Origin of the sequence: Homoserinibacter sp. YIM 151385, from assembly GCF_027912415.1 — a bacterium.
Taxonomy (GTDB): Bacteria; Actinomycetota; Actinomycetes; order Actinomycetales; family Microbacteriaceae; genus Schumannella.
Map to the genome: position 1 here is coordinate 671,367 of NZ_CP115175.1, position 15,239 is coordinate 686,605.

General features: G+C 71.9%; 13 protein-coding genes. 1 reads left to right on the forward strand and 12 read right to left on the reverse strand.

Annotated elements, in window-relative coordinates:
* Positions 1–6: 6 nt before the first annotated feature.
* Entirely contained in the window at positions 7–615 is a 609-nt protein-coding gene (gene coaE / locus OF852_RS03225; RefSeq protein WP_271120378.1) for a dephospho-CoA kinase, read from the reverse strand.
* Between the two features lie 38 nt (positions 616–653).
* On the opposite strand from coaE, the gene OF852_RS03230 reads away from it, so the two are divergent.
* On the forward strand, positions 654–1,283 hold the full coding sequence (locus OF852_RS03230; RefSeq protein WP_271120379.1) for a DUF4126 domain-containing protein: 630 nt from the start codon (positions 654–656) through the stop codon (positions 1,281–1,283).
* Here OF852_RS03230 and rpsA read toward each other — a convergent pair whose 3' ends face one another.
* The 11 genes from rpsA to polA form a co-directional block, all read right to left on the reverse strand.
* Positions 1,284–2,762, reverse strand: a complete 1,479-nt coding sequence (gene rpsA / locus OF852_RS03235; protein WP_271120380.1) for a 30S ribosomal protein S1 — start codon at positions 2,760–2,762, stop codon at positions 1,284–1,286.
* 138 nt (positions 2,763–2,900) lie between these two features.
* On the reverse strand, positions 2,901–5,258 hold the full coding sequence (locus OF852_RS03240) for a metallophosphoesterase (RefSeq protein WP_271120381.1): 2,358 nt from the start codon (positions 5,256–5,258) through the stop codon (positions 2,901–2,903).
* 106 nt (positions 5,259–5,364) lie between these two features.
* Positions 5,365–7,047 (reverse strand): DUF885 domain-containing protein, encoded by a 1,683-nt coding sequence (locus OF852_RS03245; RefSeq protein ID WP_271120382.1) that lies wholly within the window; start codon positions 7,045–7,047, stop codon positions 5,365–5,367.
* A 103-nt stretch (positions 7,048–7,150) separates the two neighbouring features.
* Positions 7,151–7,420 (reverse strand): HPr family phosphocarrier protein, encoded by a 270-nt coding sequence (locus OF852_RS03250; RefSeq protein ID WP_271120383.1) that lies wholly within the window; start codon positions 7,418–7,420, stop codon positions 7,151–7,153.
* Positions 7,421–7,481: 61 nt separating this feature from the next.
* Entirely contained in the window at positions 7,482–8,525 is a 1,044-nt protein-coding gene (locus tag OF852_RS03255) for a zinc-dependent dehydrogenase (protein ID WP_271120384.1), read from the reverse strand.
* A 7-nt stretch (positions 8,526–8,532) separates the two neighbouring features.
* A complete protein-coding gene (locus OF852_RS03260) occupies positions 8,533–9,000 on the reverse strand; it encodes a PTS sugar transporter subunit IIA (protein ID WP_271120385.1) in 468 nt (155 codons plus the stop codon).
* A 3-nt stretch (positions 9,001–9,003) separates the two neighbouring features.
* Positions 9,004–9,312 (reverse strand): PTS lactose transporter subunit IIB, encoded by a 309-nt coding sequence (locus tag OF852_RS03265; RefSeq protein ID WP_271120386.1) that lies wholly within the window; start codon positions 9,310–9,312, stop codon positions 9,004–9,006.
* A gap of 37 nt (positions 9,313–9,349) precedes the next feature.
* Positions 9,350–10,582 (reverse strand): PTS transporter subunit EIIC, encoded by a 1,233-nt coding sequence (locus OF852_RS03270; RefSeq protein ID WP_271120387.1) that lies wholly within the window; start codon positions 10,580–10,582, stop codon positions 9,350–9,352.
* A 53-nt stretch (positions 10,583–10,635) separates the two neighbouring features.
* On the reverse strand, positions 10,636–11,589 hold the full coding sequence (locus OF852_RS03275; protein WP_271120388.1) for a 1-phosphofructokinase family hexose kinase: 954 nt from the start codon (positions 11,587–11,589) through the stop codon (positions 10,636–10,638).
* Positions 11,586–12,347 carry a DeoR/GlpR family DNA-binding transcription regulator gene (locus OF852_RS03280; protein WP_271120389.1) on the reverse strand — a complete coding sequence of 254 codons (762 nt, stop codon included), beginning with the start codon at positions 12,345–12,347 and terminating at the stop codon, positions 11,586–11,588. Before OF852_RS03280 ends, OF852_RS03275 begins: the two co-directional genes overlap by 4 nt.
* Before the next feature lie 182 nt (positions 12,348–12,529).
* A complete protein-coding gene (gene polA / locus OF852_RS03285; RefSeq protein WP_271120390.1) occupies positions 12,530–15,190 on the reverse strand; it encodes a DNA polymerase I in 2,661 nt (886 codons plus the stop codon).
* Positions 15,191–15,239: the final 49 nt, after the last annotated feature.

A 15,239-nucleotide genomic window follows, 5' to 3' on the forward strand; every position in this document is an offset into this window, starting at 1 on the left:
ACGTGTCTACGGGAGTGCTGAGATGACCGGCCAGGCCGCATCGACCCGGGCGAGCGTCTCCTCGAGCGTGCCGTCGGCATCGATCACGGTGTCCGCGATCGCGAGGCGCGCGGCGTCATCCGCCTGGGAGGCGATCCGGCGCTCCGCCTCCTCGCGGCGCATCCCGCGCAGCTCCACCATGCGGCGGATCCGCTCCTCGACCGCCGCCTGCACGACCACCACGTGGTCGAAGCGGAGGCGTCCCTCGGGCGCGCTCTCGACGAGCAGCGGCACGTCGTACACCACGATCGCCTCCGGATCCGCGGCCTGGGCGCGCGCGATGCGCTCGCGCGTGCGGCGGCCGATCGCGGGATGCGTGATCGCCTCGAGCGCCCGACGCGCCTCCGGATCGCCGAAGACGATCGCCCCGAGCGCCGGGCGGTCGAGCCGCCCGCCGGCATCGATCACGGCGTCGCCGAAGCGCTCCTGGATCTCGAGCAGCGCGGGCTCCCCCGGCTCGACGACCTCCCGGGCCACCTGATCGGCGTCGATCACGATCGCGCCGTGCTCGCGCAGCCGGGCGGCGACCGCCGACTTGCCGGAGGCGATGCCGCCCGTGAGGCCGATGAGTCGCATCCCCGAAGCCTACTCAGCTCGACTGCTAGCCTCGCCGCATGCTGGAGCTGCTGACCGGGACGGGCCTCGCGGCGGCGGCCGGACTCAACGCCTACGTGCCGATGCTGATCCTCGGGCTCGCGAGCCGGTTCACGGAGGTCGTGAACCTCCCGGCGGGCTGGCTCTGGCTCGAGAACGGCTGGGTGCAGCTCGTGCTCGGCGTGCTCCTCGTCATCGAGGTCGTCGCCGACAAGGTTCCCGCGGTCGACTCGATCAACGACTGGCTCCAGACGATCGTCCGACCGGCCGCGGGCGGCATCGTGTTCGGCTCGGGCGCCGGGGCGCAGACCGCCGTGGTGGAGGACCCGGCCGCGTTCGTCGAGCGCGGCGAATGGGTGCCGATCGTCATCGGCATCCTCATCGCGCTCCTCGTGCACGGCGGCAAGGCGCTCGTCCGGCCCGCCGCGAACGCGATGACGGCCGGCGTCGCAGCCCCGGTGCTCTCGACGATCGAGGATGCCGGCAGCATCGGCTTCTCGATCGCGGCGCTCGTCGCGCCCGTGCTCGTCCTGCTCGGCCTCGGCGGCCTCCTCGCGGGCTTCATCGTGCTCGCCCGCCGCCGTCGCCTCGCCCGCGAACGGCGGAGGGCCGACCGCGCCATGCGCGATCGGCCCTCCGTCGGTGCGTGATTAGGAGTTGCTCGAGAGCTTCTCCCGGAGCGCCGCGAGCGACTCGTCGTCCGCGAGCGTGCCGCCCGTGGAGGACGCCGAGGACGACGCGCCCTCGCCGCCGCCGTAGGAGCTCGACGAGGGGAGCAGATCCTTCTCGCCCTCCTCCTCGGCCTTGAGGACCTGCGCCTTGTGGGCCTCCCAGCGGGTCTGAGCGGCCGCGTACTCGGCCTCCCACGCCTCGCGCTGGGCGTCGAAGCCCTCCATCCACTCGCCGGTCTCCGCGTCGAAGCCCTCGGGGTACTTGTAGTTCCCCTGCTCGTCGTACTCGGTGACCATGCCGTACAGCGCGGCGAGGCCGGAGTCGAACTCGGCGTTGTTCGGGTCGACGCCCTCGTTCGCCTGCTTGAGCGAGAGCGAGATGCGGCGGCGGTCCAGGTCGATGTCGATGACCTTGACGAAGACCTCCTCGCCGACCGACACGACCTGCTCGGCGAGCTCGACGTGCTTCGCGGAGAGCTCCGAGATGTGCACGAGGCCCTCGATGCCGTCCGCGACGCGGACGAAGGCGCCGAAGGGGACGAGCTTCGTGACCTTGCCCGGTGCGATCTGGCCGATCGCGTGGGTGCGGGCGAAGATCTGCCACGGGTCCTCCTGGGTCGCCTTGAGCGAGAGCGACACGCGCTCGCGCTCGAGGTCGACCTCGAGGATCTCGACGGTGACCTCCTGGCCGACCTCGACGACCTCGGAGGCGTGCTCGATGTGCTTCCACGAGAGCTCCGAGACGTGCACGAGGCCGTCGACGCCGCCGAGGTCGACGAAGGCGCCGAAGTTGACGATCGAGGACACGACGCCCTTGCGGACCTGGCCCTTCTGGAGGTTGTTGAGGAAGGTCGAGCGCGACTCGGACTGCGTCTGCTCGAGGAGCGCGCGGCGCGAGAGGACGACGTTGTTGCGGTTCTTGTCGAGCTCGAGGATCTTCGCCTCGAGCTCCTGACCGAGGTACGGCGTGAGGTCGCGGACGCGGCGCAGCTCGATGAGCGAGGCCGGGAGGAAGCCGCGGAGGCCGATGTCGACGATGAGGCCGCCCTTGACGACCTCGATGACGGTGCCGGTGACGACGCCGTCCGCCTCCTTGATCTTCTCCACGTCGCCCCAGGCGCGCTCGTACTGCGCGCGCTTCTTGGACAGGATGAGGCGGCCTTCCTTGTCCTCCTTCTGGAGGACGAGCGCCTCGACGCTGTCGCCGACCTCGACGACCTCGTTGGGGTCGACGTCGTGCTTGATGGAGAGCTCGCGCGAGGGGATGACGCCCTCGGTCTTGTAGCCGACGTCGAGGAGGACCTCGTCGCGGTCGATCTTGACGACGGTGCCCTCGATGAGGTCGCCGTCGTTGAAGAACTTGAGGGTCTTCTCGACCGCGGCCAGGAAGTCCTCAGCAGATCCGATGTCGTTGATCGCGACCTGCTTGGCGGCCGTGGCGGTCGTTGCGGTTGTCATGTAGTTGTTGCTCCGTAATGGGCGTCTCTCGGGCCCGGGCATCGGAGAGCTTGGGATGTGATGCCGGGCAGGCGGATAGAAGTCGCGATTGCGACGCTCAAGCCTACCCCGCCCGGACAGGCCCGGCAACCGCGCCCCTCAGCCGCGCCGCAGCCCCGCGAGCTGGAGGTCGAAGCTCGAATCCGGCGTCGCCCGGTAGTTGAGGTGCACCGAGACGGCGAGCACGTTCTCCCCCGCCCGGAGCGCCGAGGCGGGGACCGCGAAGCTCGTGCCCGCGGCGACCGCCGTGCTCGTCCGGGGCGCCGCCGTCGCATAGCTCTGCGCGCTCAGCGCGCCGGTCGGCATCCCGGCGCGGCCCAGCTCGACGCCGTTGAGGAAGACGACCAGGCCGTCGTCGGCACGGGTGCGCAGCACGAGCTCGCGCCAGCGGCTCGGATCGTCGACCGTGAAGCGGTGGCGCATGACCGTGCTGCGCGGCCGGTCGGAGCTCGGCGGCGGCACGTCGGTGCTCGTCGCGATCGAGCTCGAGCCGAAGCCGAGCGGGGCGCGCCCCTGCGCCCACGCTCCGTCGGCGAAGCCCGCCCCCGTCCAGCCGGCCGGCCACGCCGCCGGGGTCCGCAGCCACCGCCAGCTCGAGCCCGAGGCGACGAGCGTCGCCGGCTGCTCGACGGGCGCCGCGGGCGTCGTCGCCGAGGCGCGCCCGGGGGCGGAGGCGAGGGCGCCCGCCCGTGCGACGAGCTCGTACTCGTAGCGCGTCGAGGGACTGAGCCCGGCATCCGCGAAGCTCCGCGCGGATGCCGGGGGCGTGGCGACGAGCGCGCCGTCGCGGCGCAGCTCGAAGCCGGTGACGCCGGGGCCGGCGCTCGTCCAGCTCAGGGTCACGGCATCCGGCCCGCTGGCGGCGGCGCTCAGCACGGGCGCCGCGGGCGCGGTCGGAGCGCCGGCGCGCTGCGCCGTGATGGAGAGGTCGAAGCTCGCGTCCGGCGTCGCCCGGTAGTTGAGGTGCGTCGAGGCGGCGACGACGTTGGCGCCGTCGCGCAGGAGGCCCGCCGGGATCGCGAAGGTGCGCGGCGCGGCCGTCGCCGCGGAGGTCGAGGGCGCGGCGCTCGCGTAGGTGCTCGTCGAGAGCGTGCCCGCCGGCAGCCCCGCCCGCCCGACCTCCGTGCCGTTGACCCACACCGCGACGCCGTCGTCGGCGCGCGTGGTGATCGTCGCCCCGCTCAGGCCGGCGGCGTCAGCGACGTCGAAGGACTGGCGGAAGAGCATCGTGCGCGGGCGGTTCGAGCTCGGCGGGGGCACGTCGATGCTGGTCGCGACGCCGGAGCCGAAGCCGAGCGGCGCCCGCGCGGAGCCCCAGCCGCCGTCGGCGAAGCCCGCGCCCGTCCACCCCGCGGGCCAGGCTCCCGCGTCGTTGCGCCAGCGCCACGTCGCGCCGCCCGCGAGGAGCACCTCGGGCGTCCGCCCGGACAGGTCGGCGCTCAGCGAGAAGCGGCTGCTCGCATCCTCCTCGTACCGGCCGAGGGTCGGCGAGTAGGTCGCGGCGTCGATCCGGTCCTCGGCCGGCGTGAAGGTGTAGGTGCGCAGCCAGCCGTCGCCGCCGTTCGCGCGGCTCTGATAATCGGTGAGGATCTGGTGCACGGGCCGCCCGCAGGCGTTCGGGTCGCTGCGACGCGCCTCCCCGTTCTCGCCGTCGTGCCAGTGCCCGTTGACGACCATGAAGACGCGGCAGTTCGGGTACACGAGCCGCTGCCACAGCTGATTCGCCGTGAGCACGGTCGTGTCGGGACGGACCACCGTGTTCGAGCGCGCCCCGCCCGTGTGGATGAAGCCGTGCGTCGCGAGGATCACCTGCCGGTCCGGATGGGCGTCGATGACGCGCTGCGCCCAGCCGATCGTGTACTCGGGGCTCTCGAACTCGAGGTTGAGGATCAGGAGGTCGAGGCCCTCGGCGCTCAGCAGGCTGTAGCTGTCCTTGTTGCCGCGGTCGACCGGCTCGCGGCCCAGCCGCCCGTCGCCGAGGTAGCCGCCGTAGCTCACGGCGGGCGAGTTCCAGCTCGCCTCCGCGTAGCGGCTCGGCGGGAAGAGCCGGTCGTAGTGCGGCGAGCCGCCGGTCGAGAAGTCGAGATCGTGGTTGCCGGGCAGGACCGAGCTCGGGATGCCCGCCCGGTCGAGCACCGCCATCGAGGCGCTCGCGCGCTCCCACTGGGCCGCGACCGGCCAGGACTCCACGAGGTCCCCGAGGTGGATCGCGAACGCGATCCCGAGCTCCTCGCGCTGGGCGGCGATCCACTCCGTCTGCGCCGTGAAGGTGGGCGCGAGCGCCGCCGAGGCCGTGTAGCCCTGCGTGTCGGGGATGATCGCGATCGTGAAGGAGCCCTCGGGGGCAGCCGCGGCGGGCTCCGGCGGCAGGAGGACGCCGGCTGCGATCGGCAGCGCGAGCAGGAGGGATGCGGCGGCGCGGGCCGTCGATCGGCGGGCGCGGGCGGGGCTGGTCATCGGCGACTCCGGTGTCTGCTCGGTCCCCCAGCGCCTGGTCTACACCCGGAGGGCACACGGCGGCAAGGGCGGACCGCCCGGTCCGCCCCGCCCGGGCGGCCGCCCCCTAGCCGCCGAGGGCCGCGCGCAGCGTGTCGAGCCCGACCCCGCCGATGTCCAGCGCCCGCTTGTGGAAGGCCTTGATGTCGAAGGCGGCGCCCTCCCGCGCCTTCGCGTCGTCGCGGAGCTGCTCCCAGATCCGCTGGCCCACCTTGTACGAGGGCGCCTGGCCCGGCCACCCGAGGTAGCGGTTCACCTCGAAGCGCACGAAGCCCTCGTTCATGTTCACGTTGCGGCCGAGGAAGCCGAAGGCGTCATCGCCCGACCAGGTGCCCGAGCCGTCCGGCAGCGGCTTCTCGAGGTGCACGCCGATGTCGAGCACGACGCGCGCGGCGCGCATGCGCTGCCCGTCGAGCATCCCGAAGCGGTCGGCCGGGTCGTCGAGGTAGCCGAGCTCCTCCATGAGCCGCTCGGCGTAGAGCGCCCAGCCCTCGGCGTGGCCGGACGTGCCCGCGAAGCGCCGCCACGAGTTGAGCTGCGCCCGGTTGTACGTCGCCTGCCCGATCTGGAGGTGATGGCCCGGCACGCCCTCGTGATAGACGGTCGTCAGCTCGCGCCACGTGTCGAACTCGGTGACGCCCTCGGGGACGCTCCACCACATCCGCCCGGGCCGGGAGAAGTCGTCGGCGGGGCCCGTGTAGTAGATGCCGCCCTCCTGCGTGGGGGCGATCATGCACTCGAGCGCGCGGATCTCCGAGGGGATGTCGAAGTGGGTCCGGCCGAGCTCCTCGACCGCGCGGTCGCTCGTCTCCTGCATCCAGCGCTGGAGCGCCTCGGTGCCGTGCAGCTTGCGCGACTCGTCCGCGTCGAGGAAGGCGACCGCCGCCTCGACGCCGCCGCCCTCGACGATCTCGCGCGCGATCGACTCCTGCTCGGCGACCATGCGCGCGAGCTCCTCGATCCCCCACTCGTAGGTCTCGTCGAGGTCGACCTCGGCGCCGAGGAAGTCGCGCGAGGCGAGCGCATAGAGCTCGCGGCCGACCGCGTCTTTCTCGGGCGCGACGGGCGCGAGCTCGTCGCGGAGGAAGGCCGCCAGCTCGCCGTACGCGACAGCCGAGGCCTCGGCGCCCGAGCGGAGCTCCGCGCGGAGCGAGTCGGGGAGCGCGCTGCCGTCCTCCGCCGAGGCACCGCCCGCGAGCTCGAAGAAGAAGCCCGTCGGCGCGATCTGCTTCTCCGCCTGCGCGATGACCTCGCGGACCTGGCGCACCGCCGGCGTCTGCCCCGTGCGGATGCCCTCGCGGAGCGTCTCGATGTAGCCGCGCATCGCGCCGGGCAGGTTGTGCAGCCGCGTCGCGATGTGCGCCCAGTCCTGCTCCGTCGACGTGGGGAGCAGGTCGAAGATGTCGCGGAGTCCCTGCGGCTCCGAGGCGATCACGTTGAGCTCGCGGCGGTGCATGCCCGCCTCGTGCTTCTCGATCTGCAGCTCAAGCTCGCGCGACAGATCCATCTTCGTGACCTCGTCGACCGCATCCTGCGGCGTCGCGCCGCGGAGCTCGGCGAGCGTCGCCGTCGCGGCCGCGAGCGAGGCCTCGTGCCCGGCGGGCGAGAGGTCGGAGTACTCGCCCTCGCGTCCCGGCCGTCCGAGCCACACGTGCATCTCGGGGTGGAGCTCGAGCTCGGTGTCGACCCACCGCTCCGCGATGTCGTCGATGGGGGTGGCTGGCCGCGCGGGCTGCGTCGCATCCGTCATGGCTCCACCCTACGACCGGTCCCGACGGACACGCGACGGCCCCGAGCGCACCCCCATCGGGGCGGCCCGGGGCCGTCGGGAGCGTCCTCGCGGACGGTGCGGACTACTCCTTGTCGAGGTCCGTCTCGAGCAGCGTCTGCAGCTCGTCGAGCGCGGCCTCGGCACCCTCCGCGTCGGAGGCGATCGTGACCTCCTCGCCGTGGCCGATGCCGAGCGAGAGCACCCCGAGGATGCTCGCCGCGTTGACGCTCTTGCCGGCGGCCGAGGTGAGCGTCACGGCGACGCCGGTCTTGGCGGCGGCCTGGCTGAAGAGCGAGGCGGGGCGGGCGTGCAGCCCGACCGACGATGCGACGACGACCTTGCGTTCGGACATTGGGGGTTCCTCCTTGATCGGGGGGCGGTGGTCTTGGGGGTGGGGTTCGGGCGCGAGCCGCTCAGGGCTCGATCGTGACCTTGATGGCGTCGCCGCTCGCGACGAGGTCGAAGGCCTCGAGCACGCGATCGAGCGGGAGGCGGTGGGTCACGAGATCCGCGACGGGCACGCGGCCCGAGGCGATGAGCTCGAGCGCCTCGCGGTTGTGCGCGGGACTCGAGCCGTTGACGCCGACGAGGGTGAGCTCGCGGTAGTGCACGAGGTTCGCGTCGACCGTGATCATGGGCGCGTCCTTCGCGAGGCCGCCGAAGAGGCTGAGCCGGCCGCGACGTGCGAGCATCCGGAGCCCGGCCTCCTGTGCGGGGCCGGACGCGGCGGCGGTGATGACGACGTCGGCGCCGCGGCCGCCCGTCGCATCCAGCACCGCCTGGACGGCGGAGGCGTCGTCCGCCGGGGAGACGACGTCATCCGGCTCGACCAGCTCGGCCGCGCGGGCGAGCCGCTCGGCGTTGACGTCGAGCAGCATGACCCGGGCGGCGCCGCGCGCCCGGGCGAGCCGGACATGGAGGCAGCCGATCGGCCCGGAGCCGATCACGACGACCGTGTCGCCCTCGCCGACTCGCGCCAGCTCCTGGCCGTTGAGGACGCAGGCGAGCGGCTCCGCGACCGAGGCCTCGACGTACGAGAGCGCCTCGGGGATGCGGTTCACGCCGTCCACCGCGAGGACCTCGCGCGGCACGATGACGTGCTCGGCGAAGCCTCCCGGGAACTGATAGCCCATGGAGCGCTGGTTCTCGCACACGGCGAGATGGCCGCGACGGCACTCGGCGCAGGACCCGTCGGGGATCGCGGCGATGATCTGCACGCGATCCCCGACGGTCCATCCGTCGACTCCGGCTCCGACCTCGTGGATCTCCCCCGCGATCTCGTGCCCCATGACCTGTGGCGGGGTCATGTTGGGGTGCCCGGATCGGGAGATCTTGACGTCGGTGCCGCACATCGAGCACGCACGCACCCGGACGAGCAGCTCCCCCTCGCCGACGACAGGTGACGGGTCGTCGTCGAGGCGGATGTCGCCCGGGGCGTAGTACCTCGCGACTCTCACGGGACGGCTACTCGTCCTCGTCGTCCTCGGCGGCCAGCAGCTCGTACACCTCGTCGGAGGTGGTGGCGTTGCGGAGCGCCTCGGCCTTGTCGGGGTCGAGCAGCACGGTGGCGAGCTGGGAGAGCAGGGCGATGTGCCCGTTGCCCTTGGCGGCGATGCCGACGGCGACGCGCACGTCGTTGCCGTCCCAGTCCACGCCCTCCGGGAAGCGGAGGACGCTCAGCGCGTCCTGCTTCACGGAGTCCTTGCCGGCGAGGGTGCCGTGCGGGATCGCCACACCCTCGCCGACGTAGGTGGACACCGTGTTCTCCCGCTCGAGCATGGCGTCGATGTACGAGTCATCGATCGCCCCCGCCTCGAGCAGGGCCTGACCGGCCTGGCGGATCGCCTCGTCCCGGCTGGATGCCGTGGCATCCAGCCGGATCGAGGACTCCGACAGGAGCTCGGTCAGCGGAGTCGCAGCCTCATCCGACACGGATCAGACCTCCACCGTCTCGCCGTTCTGGATGGCCTTGACGATCTTCGTGACCGCCGGGTCGCCCATGAACAGCTGGAAGGGGATGACCGGCACCTCCGGCACGACGCCGCGTGCGCGCTCGGCGAGCGCCGACTGCGTCACGACGACATCCGCATCGCTGGGGATGTTCGCGACCGGCGAGTGCTCGACCGTGACGCCGCTCTTCGCGAGCTGCTTCTTGAGGGTCGAGGCGAGCATGACGCTCGACCCCATCCCCGCGTCGCAGGCGACGATGAGCTTCTTGACGCTGGATCCGTCGATGGTTGCCATGTGGTTCTCCTTGTCGTGTCTGAGCCTGCTTGAGAGGCTACGCGGTCGCGCCCTTGGACGCGGCCTTGTTCGCGGCGGACTGCTCCTTCGCGGCCTCGAGGTCGACCGGGTCGACCTGCTCCTTGCGACCGAAGCCGAGGAGCAGCGCGCCGATGATCGCCGAGACGGCGGCCGAGAGGATGATGCCGAGCAGGTTGAGCAGGATCTTGTCCGGCGGCGAGACGAGCGCCCACGCGATGATCGATCCGGGCGATGCCGGGCCTGCGAGGCCGAGGTCCCAGATGACGGCCCAGAGCACGCCCGTGGCGCCGCCGACGATCGCCGCGAGGACGAGGATCGGCTTCATGAGGACGTAGGGGAAGTAGATCTCGTGGATGCCGCCGAGGAAGTGGACGACCATCGCGGCCGGCACCGTCGGGCGGATCGCGCGCGGCCCGAAGAGCAGCATCGCGGTGAGGATGCCGAGCCCCGGGCCGGGGTTCGACTCGATCATGTAGAACACCGAGCGACCGAGCTCATCGGCCTGCTGCGCGCCGAGCGGCGTGAAGACGCCGTGGTTGAGCGCGTTGTTGAGGAACAGCACCTTCGCGGGCTCGACGATGATCGAGACGAGCGGGAGGAGCTTGAGCTCGACGAGCCAGCTCGTCGCGGCGCCGAGCGCCTGGCCGAGGTAGAACGTCGCCGGGCCGACCACGTAGATGCCGAAGGCCGCCATGAGACCGCCGAGGATGCCGGCCGAGAAGTTGTCGACGAGCATCTCGAAGCCGCCCTGGACCTTGCCCGAGATCGCGTTGTCCCACAGCTTGAGCAGGAGCGCCGTGAGCGGGCCGAGGATGAACGCGCCGATGAAGTTCGCCCCGATGCCGGCGATGTTCTCCGGGGCGGGCAGCGGCTCGACGCCGTTGATGCTGAGGCCGGTGAGCTGCAGCGCGACCGGGGCGAGCATCGCGCCGAGCGTCGCCACGGCGCCGACGACCGCGCCGCGGGTGCCGTGCACCATCTTGCCGCCCGTGTAGCCGATGAGCAGCGGGAGCAGGATGTTGATCAGCGGGCCGACGAGGGTCGAGAGCTGCACCGTGATGGGCAGCGGGTCATCGGTCGTGCCGGCGAGGGAGTTGATCCAGCCGTCGGGGATGAAGAGCGCGGTGATGAGACCGAACGCGATGAAGGCGCCCAGGTTCGGCATCACCATGCCCGCGAGGAACGCGCCGAAGCGCTGGACCTTCGCTCGGGCACCGGTGCCGGAGGCGGCGGGTGTGTAGTCGGACATCAGGTGGTACTCCTTCGTACGGATCGGAGAAGGGTGGTGGATGGATTGCGGCGTCAGGTGGCCACGAGTGGCCGATCCAGATCTGGCTGCCACACCAGCTGGACGATCGAGCGGTCGAGGTCCTCGGGGCCCGGGACCGCGCTGCCGGGGAGACCGGTCGCGGCGGCGCCCCAGGCGAGGGCCTCGACGAGCGCGCCGGCGAGATCGCTCTCGTCGGCGGAGAAGCGGGAGAGGAAGCCGGCGAGGAAGCTGTCCCCCGCGCCGACGGTCGAGACGGGCCGCGGCACGCGCGACTCGCCCACGAGGACCACGTCGGGCCCGACGAGCACGGCGCCCTCGGCGCCGAGGCTGACGAGGACGAGCTCGACGCCGCGGGCGCGGATCTCCTGCGCGCCCTCGACGACCGCGGCGATGGAGCCGAGCTCCCGGCCGACGAGCTCGGAGAGCTCCTGCCGGTTCGGCTTCACGATGCGCGGGCTCACCTCGACGGAGGCCGCCAGGGCGTAGCCGGAGGAGTCGATCGCGAGGCACGCGCCCGCCTGGACGGCATCCCGGAGGAGGCTCCGGATGTCGCTGCCCTCGATCGACGGCGGCGTGCTGCCGGAGACGACCAGCCAGTCGCCCTCGCGGACCGCGGAGCGCACGGCGGTCGCGACGGCGCGGAGATCGGCCTCGCCGAGCGGAGAGCCGGGCTCGTTGAGCTTCGTGACGGCGCCGTCGGCCTCGCAGATCGTGAGATTCGAGCGGGTGCGGCCCGAGACCGGAACGAAGCGGCACGGCACGGAGGCGGACTTCAGCAGGCGCGTCAGCTCGGCCCCCTCGGGACCGGCGACGCCGACGACCGCGATCGACTCGTGGCCGTTCGCCGTGAGTGCGCGCGTGACGTTGACGCCCTTGCCGCCCGGCTCGAGCACCGGCTCGGAGGTGCGCAGCACCGCGCCCGGCTCCAGCTCGTCGACGAGGACCGTGCGATCGAGGCTCGGGTTGAGCGTGAGGGTGACGATCACACGATCACCACCCGGGGGCCCGCGTTCTCGAGCTCCTCCGCGAAGTCCGCGTCGACGCCCGAGTCGGTGATGACGGTGTCGATGCCGGCGAGGGGCGCGACGCGCGCGAAGTCCTCGCGGCCGAACTTCGAGTGGTCGGCGAGCACGACGATGCGCCGCGCCGCGTCGATGAGGGCCCGCTTGACGATCGCCTCCGCCATGTCGGGCGTCGTGAGGCCCCGCTCGACGCTGAGGCCGTTCGTGCCCATGAAGGCGACGTCGGCGAAGACCTCGGAGATCTGGCTGCGCGTCCACTCGCCGACCGCGGCGAGCGTGCGACCGCGGACGATGCCGCCGAGGAGGTGGAGGTTGATGTTCGCGCGCCCGACGAGCGCGCTCGCGACGGGGATCGAGTGGGTCACGACCGTGAGCTCGCGGTCGGTCGGCAGGAGCTCGGCGACGCGGACGGTCGTCGTGCCGGCGTCGAGGATGAGCGAGCCGCCGTCGGGCAGCTCCTCGAGGGCGGCGCGCGCGATCCGGTCCTTCTCCCCCGTGGCGTGCGCCTCGCGATCGGCGACCGCCGGCTCGATGCCGAGACGCTCCACCGGGATGGCGCCGCCGTGGACCCGGCGGAGGACGCCGCGGCGCTCGAGGGCCGTCAGGTCGCGGCGGACGGTCTCCGGGGTGACGGAGAGCTCGCGTGCGAGGCCGGCGACCTCGACGCGACCGCGCGAGCGTGCCGTGTCCAGGATCTGCTGGTGTCGCTCCGGTGCGTACAATCCGACCTCGTCGTCCGTGGTGGCAGGCGAACCGTTGTGGTTCTGGGCTTATGTAAGTCCGTTTGTGTCCGCTTGTCAACGTGACGGGCACCCTGGCGTGTCGTCTCGATGTTGATCTCTGCCCGCCCACCCCCGTTCTGGGGGATCCCTGGGAAGACAGGCATGCCGGCCGCGTACCGCGATCAGTGCGCCGCGGCGTCCCAGTCGCGGCCCGTGCCGACCTGCACCTCGAGCGGCACGGCCAGCTCCGCGGCACCCGACATCCGGGTCTCGACGATCGAGCTCATCTCCTCGAGCTCGCCGGAGGCGACCTCGAACACGAGCTCGTCGTGCACCTGGAGCAGCATGCGCGAGTCGAGCCCGCGCTCGCGGATGTCGGCATCGATCGCGAGCATCGCCCGCTTGATGATGTCGGCCGCCGAGCCCTGGATGGGCGAGTTGAGCGCCTGCCGCTCCGCGTTGTCGCGCAGCACGCGATTCGTGCTCGTGAGGTCGGCGAAGGGCCGGCGGCGGCCGAAGATGGTCGTCGTGTAGCCGTCGACCCTGGCCTGCTCGACGACGCCGCGCAGGTAGTCGCGCACCGCGCCGAAGCGGGCGAAGTAGTCGGCCATGAGCTCCTTCGCCTCCTTGGTCTCGATGCGGAGCTGCTTCGAGAGCCCGAAGGCGCTGAGCCCGTAGGCGAGTCCGTAGGACATGGCCTTGACCTTGGTGCGCATGGTCGGCGTCACCTCGGCGGGATCCACGTGGAAGATCCGGGCCCCGACGAAGCGGTGCAGGTCCTCGCCCGAGTGGAAGGCCTCGATGAGCCCCGCATCCTCCGAGAGGTGCGCCATGATCCGCATCTCGATCTGCGAGTAATCGGCCGTGAGGAGCGTCTCGAAGCCCTCGCCGCGGCGGAAGGCGGCGCGGATCTCTCGCCCCGTCTCGGTCTTGATCGGGATGTTCTGCAGGTTGGGGTCGTTCGACGACATCCGTCCCGTGGACGAGCCCGTCTGCTCGTAGGTCGTGTGGACGCGGCCGTCCTGCCCGATCGCCTTCTCGAGCGTCTCGACCATCTGCTTGAGCTTCGTCGCGTCGCGATGCTGGAGCAGGAGTCCGAGGAACGGATGCGGATTCTGCTCCTGCAGATCGGCGAGGGCCGCGGCGTCGGTCGAGTAGCCGGTCTTGTTCGCGCGCGTCTTCGGCATCTCCAGCTGCTCGAAGAGCACCTCCTGCAGCTGCTTGGGCGAGCCGAGGTTGATCTCGCGGCCGATCTCGGCGAAGGCGGAGGCCGCCGTCTCGGAGATCTGCCCCGAGAGGCGCGCGTTGAGCTCGGCGAGGGAGTCGGCCGCCACCGTGACGCCCTGCATCTCCATGCGGGCGAGCACCGGCACGAGCGGGATCTCCAGGTCCTCGAGCACGCCGAGGGAGCCCTCGTCGAGCCGGCCGCGGAGCTCGTCCGCGAGTCGAAGCAGGTACCACGCCTCGGTCGCGGGACTCACGGCATCCGTCTCCGGCACGAGCTGGTTCGGGTCGGGCTCGGGGAGCGTCTCCCCCAGGTGGTAGTCGACCAGCTTCGACAGCGCCTCCGTCTTCGTGCCGGGCCGCAGGAGCCACGCGGCGAGGGCCGTGTCGAAGGCGAGTCCCTCGAGCGCGATGCCGTGGTGCGCGAGGACCTTGAGCTGCCGCTTCGCATCGTGGAGGACCTTGGGATGCCGCGGGTCCGCGAGCCACGCCTCGAGCGCCTCGTAGTCGGGCCGGTGGGCGCCCCAGGGCACCCACGCCGACTCCGTCGCGCTCGCGATGCCCACGCCCTCGAGCTCCCCGCCGTGCGAGACGACGCGGAGGCCGAGCGGCGTGCCCGCCGTCGTCGCGCTCCGCAGCCAGGCCGCGAGCTCCTCGTCGACCATCCGGCGCACGGCGGGGGCGCCCGGGGCGACCGGGCCGCCGGAGCCGGCCGCGAGATCCTCGTCCGTGCCCTCGAGCTTGATGACGCGGTCGAGCAGGGTGCGGAACTGCAGGCGCGCGAAGATCTCGCGCACCGCCTCGGCGTCGATCGGGCCGCGTGCGAGATCGGCCGGGGCGACCTCGAGCTCGACGTCGCGCACGAGGCGGTTGAGCCGTCGGTTCCGGACGGCGCGCTCCTGCTGCTCGCGGAGGTTGCTGCCGACGACGCCGGTGATCTCGTCCGCGTGCGCGAGGATCTCGTCGACCGAGCCGTACTTCTGCACCCACTTGACCGCGGTCTTCTCGCCGACCTTGTCGATGCCGATGAGGTTGTCGCTCGTCTCGCCGACGAGCGCCGCGATCTCGGGATACTGGTGCGGCTCGATCCCGTAGCGCTCGAGCACCGCGTCGCGGTCGTAGCGCTTGAGCTCCGAGACGCCGCGCACGTTCGGGTAGAGGAGCGTCACGTCGTCGTCGACGAGCTGGATCGTGTCGCGGTCGCCCGAGACGACGAGGACCCGGAAGCCGTCCGCGGCGCCGCGCGTGGCGAGGGTGGCGAGGATGTCGTCGGCCTCGTAGTCCTCTTTGCTCAACGTGCGGATGCGCATCGCCTTGAGCGCCTCCTCCAGCAGGGGGATCTGGCCGATGAACTCGGGCGGCGTCTCGCCGCGCGTGCCCTTGTACTCGGGGTACTCCCGCGTGCGGAACGAGTAGCGGGAGATGTCGAAGGCGACGGCGAGGTGGGTCGGCCGCTCGTTCTGCAGCAGGTTCAGCAGCATCGAGATGAAGCCGTGGATGGCGTTCGTGTGCTGCCCGTCGCGGGTCACGAAGCTGTCGACCGGGAGGGCGTAGAACGCCCGGAAGGCCAGCGAGTGGCCGTCGATGATGAGCAGCGTGGGCTTGTCGTCGTCCTGCACCCGGCCAGCCTAGCCACCGCCGCCGACACGGCGTCCGCGGATCCAGGCG

What these genes read in the sequence shown, in the direction of transcription:
- OF852_RS03250 (WP_271120383.1), bottom strand. Translation starts at nt 7,420, where the DNA reads ATGTCCGAACGCAAGGTCGTCGTCGCATCGTCGGTCGGGCTGCACGCC.
- OF852_RS03230 (WP_271120379.1), top strand. Translation starts at nt 654, where the DNA reads ATGCTGGAGCTGCTGACCGGGACGGGCCTCGCGGCGGCGGCCGGACTC.
- OF852_RS03240 (WP_271120381.1), bottom strand. Translation starts at nt 5,258, where the DNA reads ATGACCAGCCCCGCCCGCGCCCGCCGATCGACGGCCCGCGCCGCCGCA.
- OF852_RS03245 (WP_271120382.1), bottom strand. Translation starts at nt 7,047, where the DNA reads ATGACGGATGCGACGCAGCCCGCGCGGCCAGCCACCCCCATCGACGAC.
- OF852_RS03265 (WP_271120386.1), bottom strand. Translation starts at nt 9,312, where the DNA reads ATGGCAACCATCGACGGATCCAGCGTCAAGAAGCTCATCGTCGCCTGC.
- coaE (WP_271120378.1), bottom strand. Translation starts at nt 615, where the DNA reads ATGCGACTCATCGGCCTCACGGGCGGCATCGCCTCCGGCAAGTCGGCG.
- OF852_RS03270 (WP_271120387.1), bottom strand. Translation starts at nt 10,582, where the DNA reads ATGTCCGACTACACACCCGCCGCCTCCGGCACCGGTGCCCGAGCGAAG.
- rpsA (WP_271120380.1), bottom strand. Translation starts at nt 2,762, where the DNA reads ATGACAACCGCAACGACCGCCACGGCCGCCAAGCAGGTCGCGATCAAC.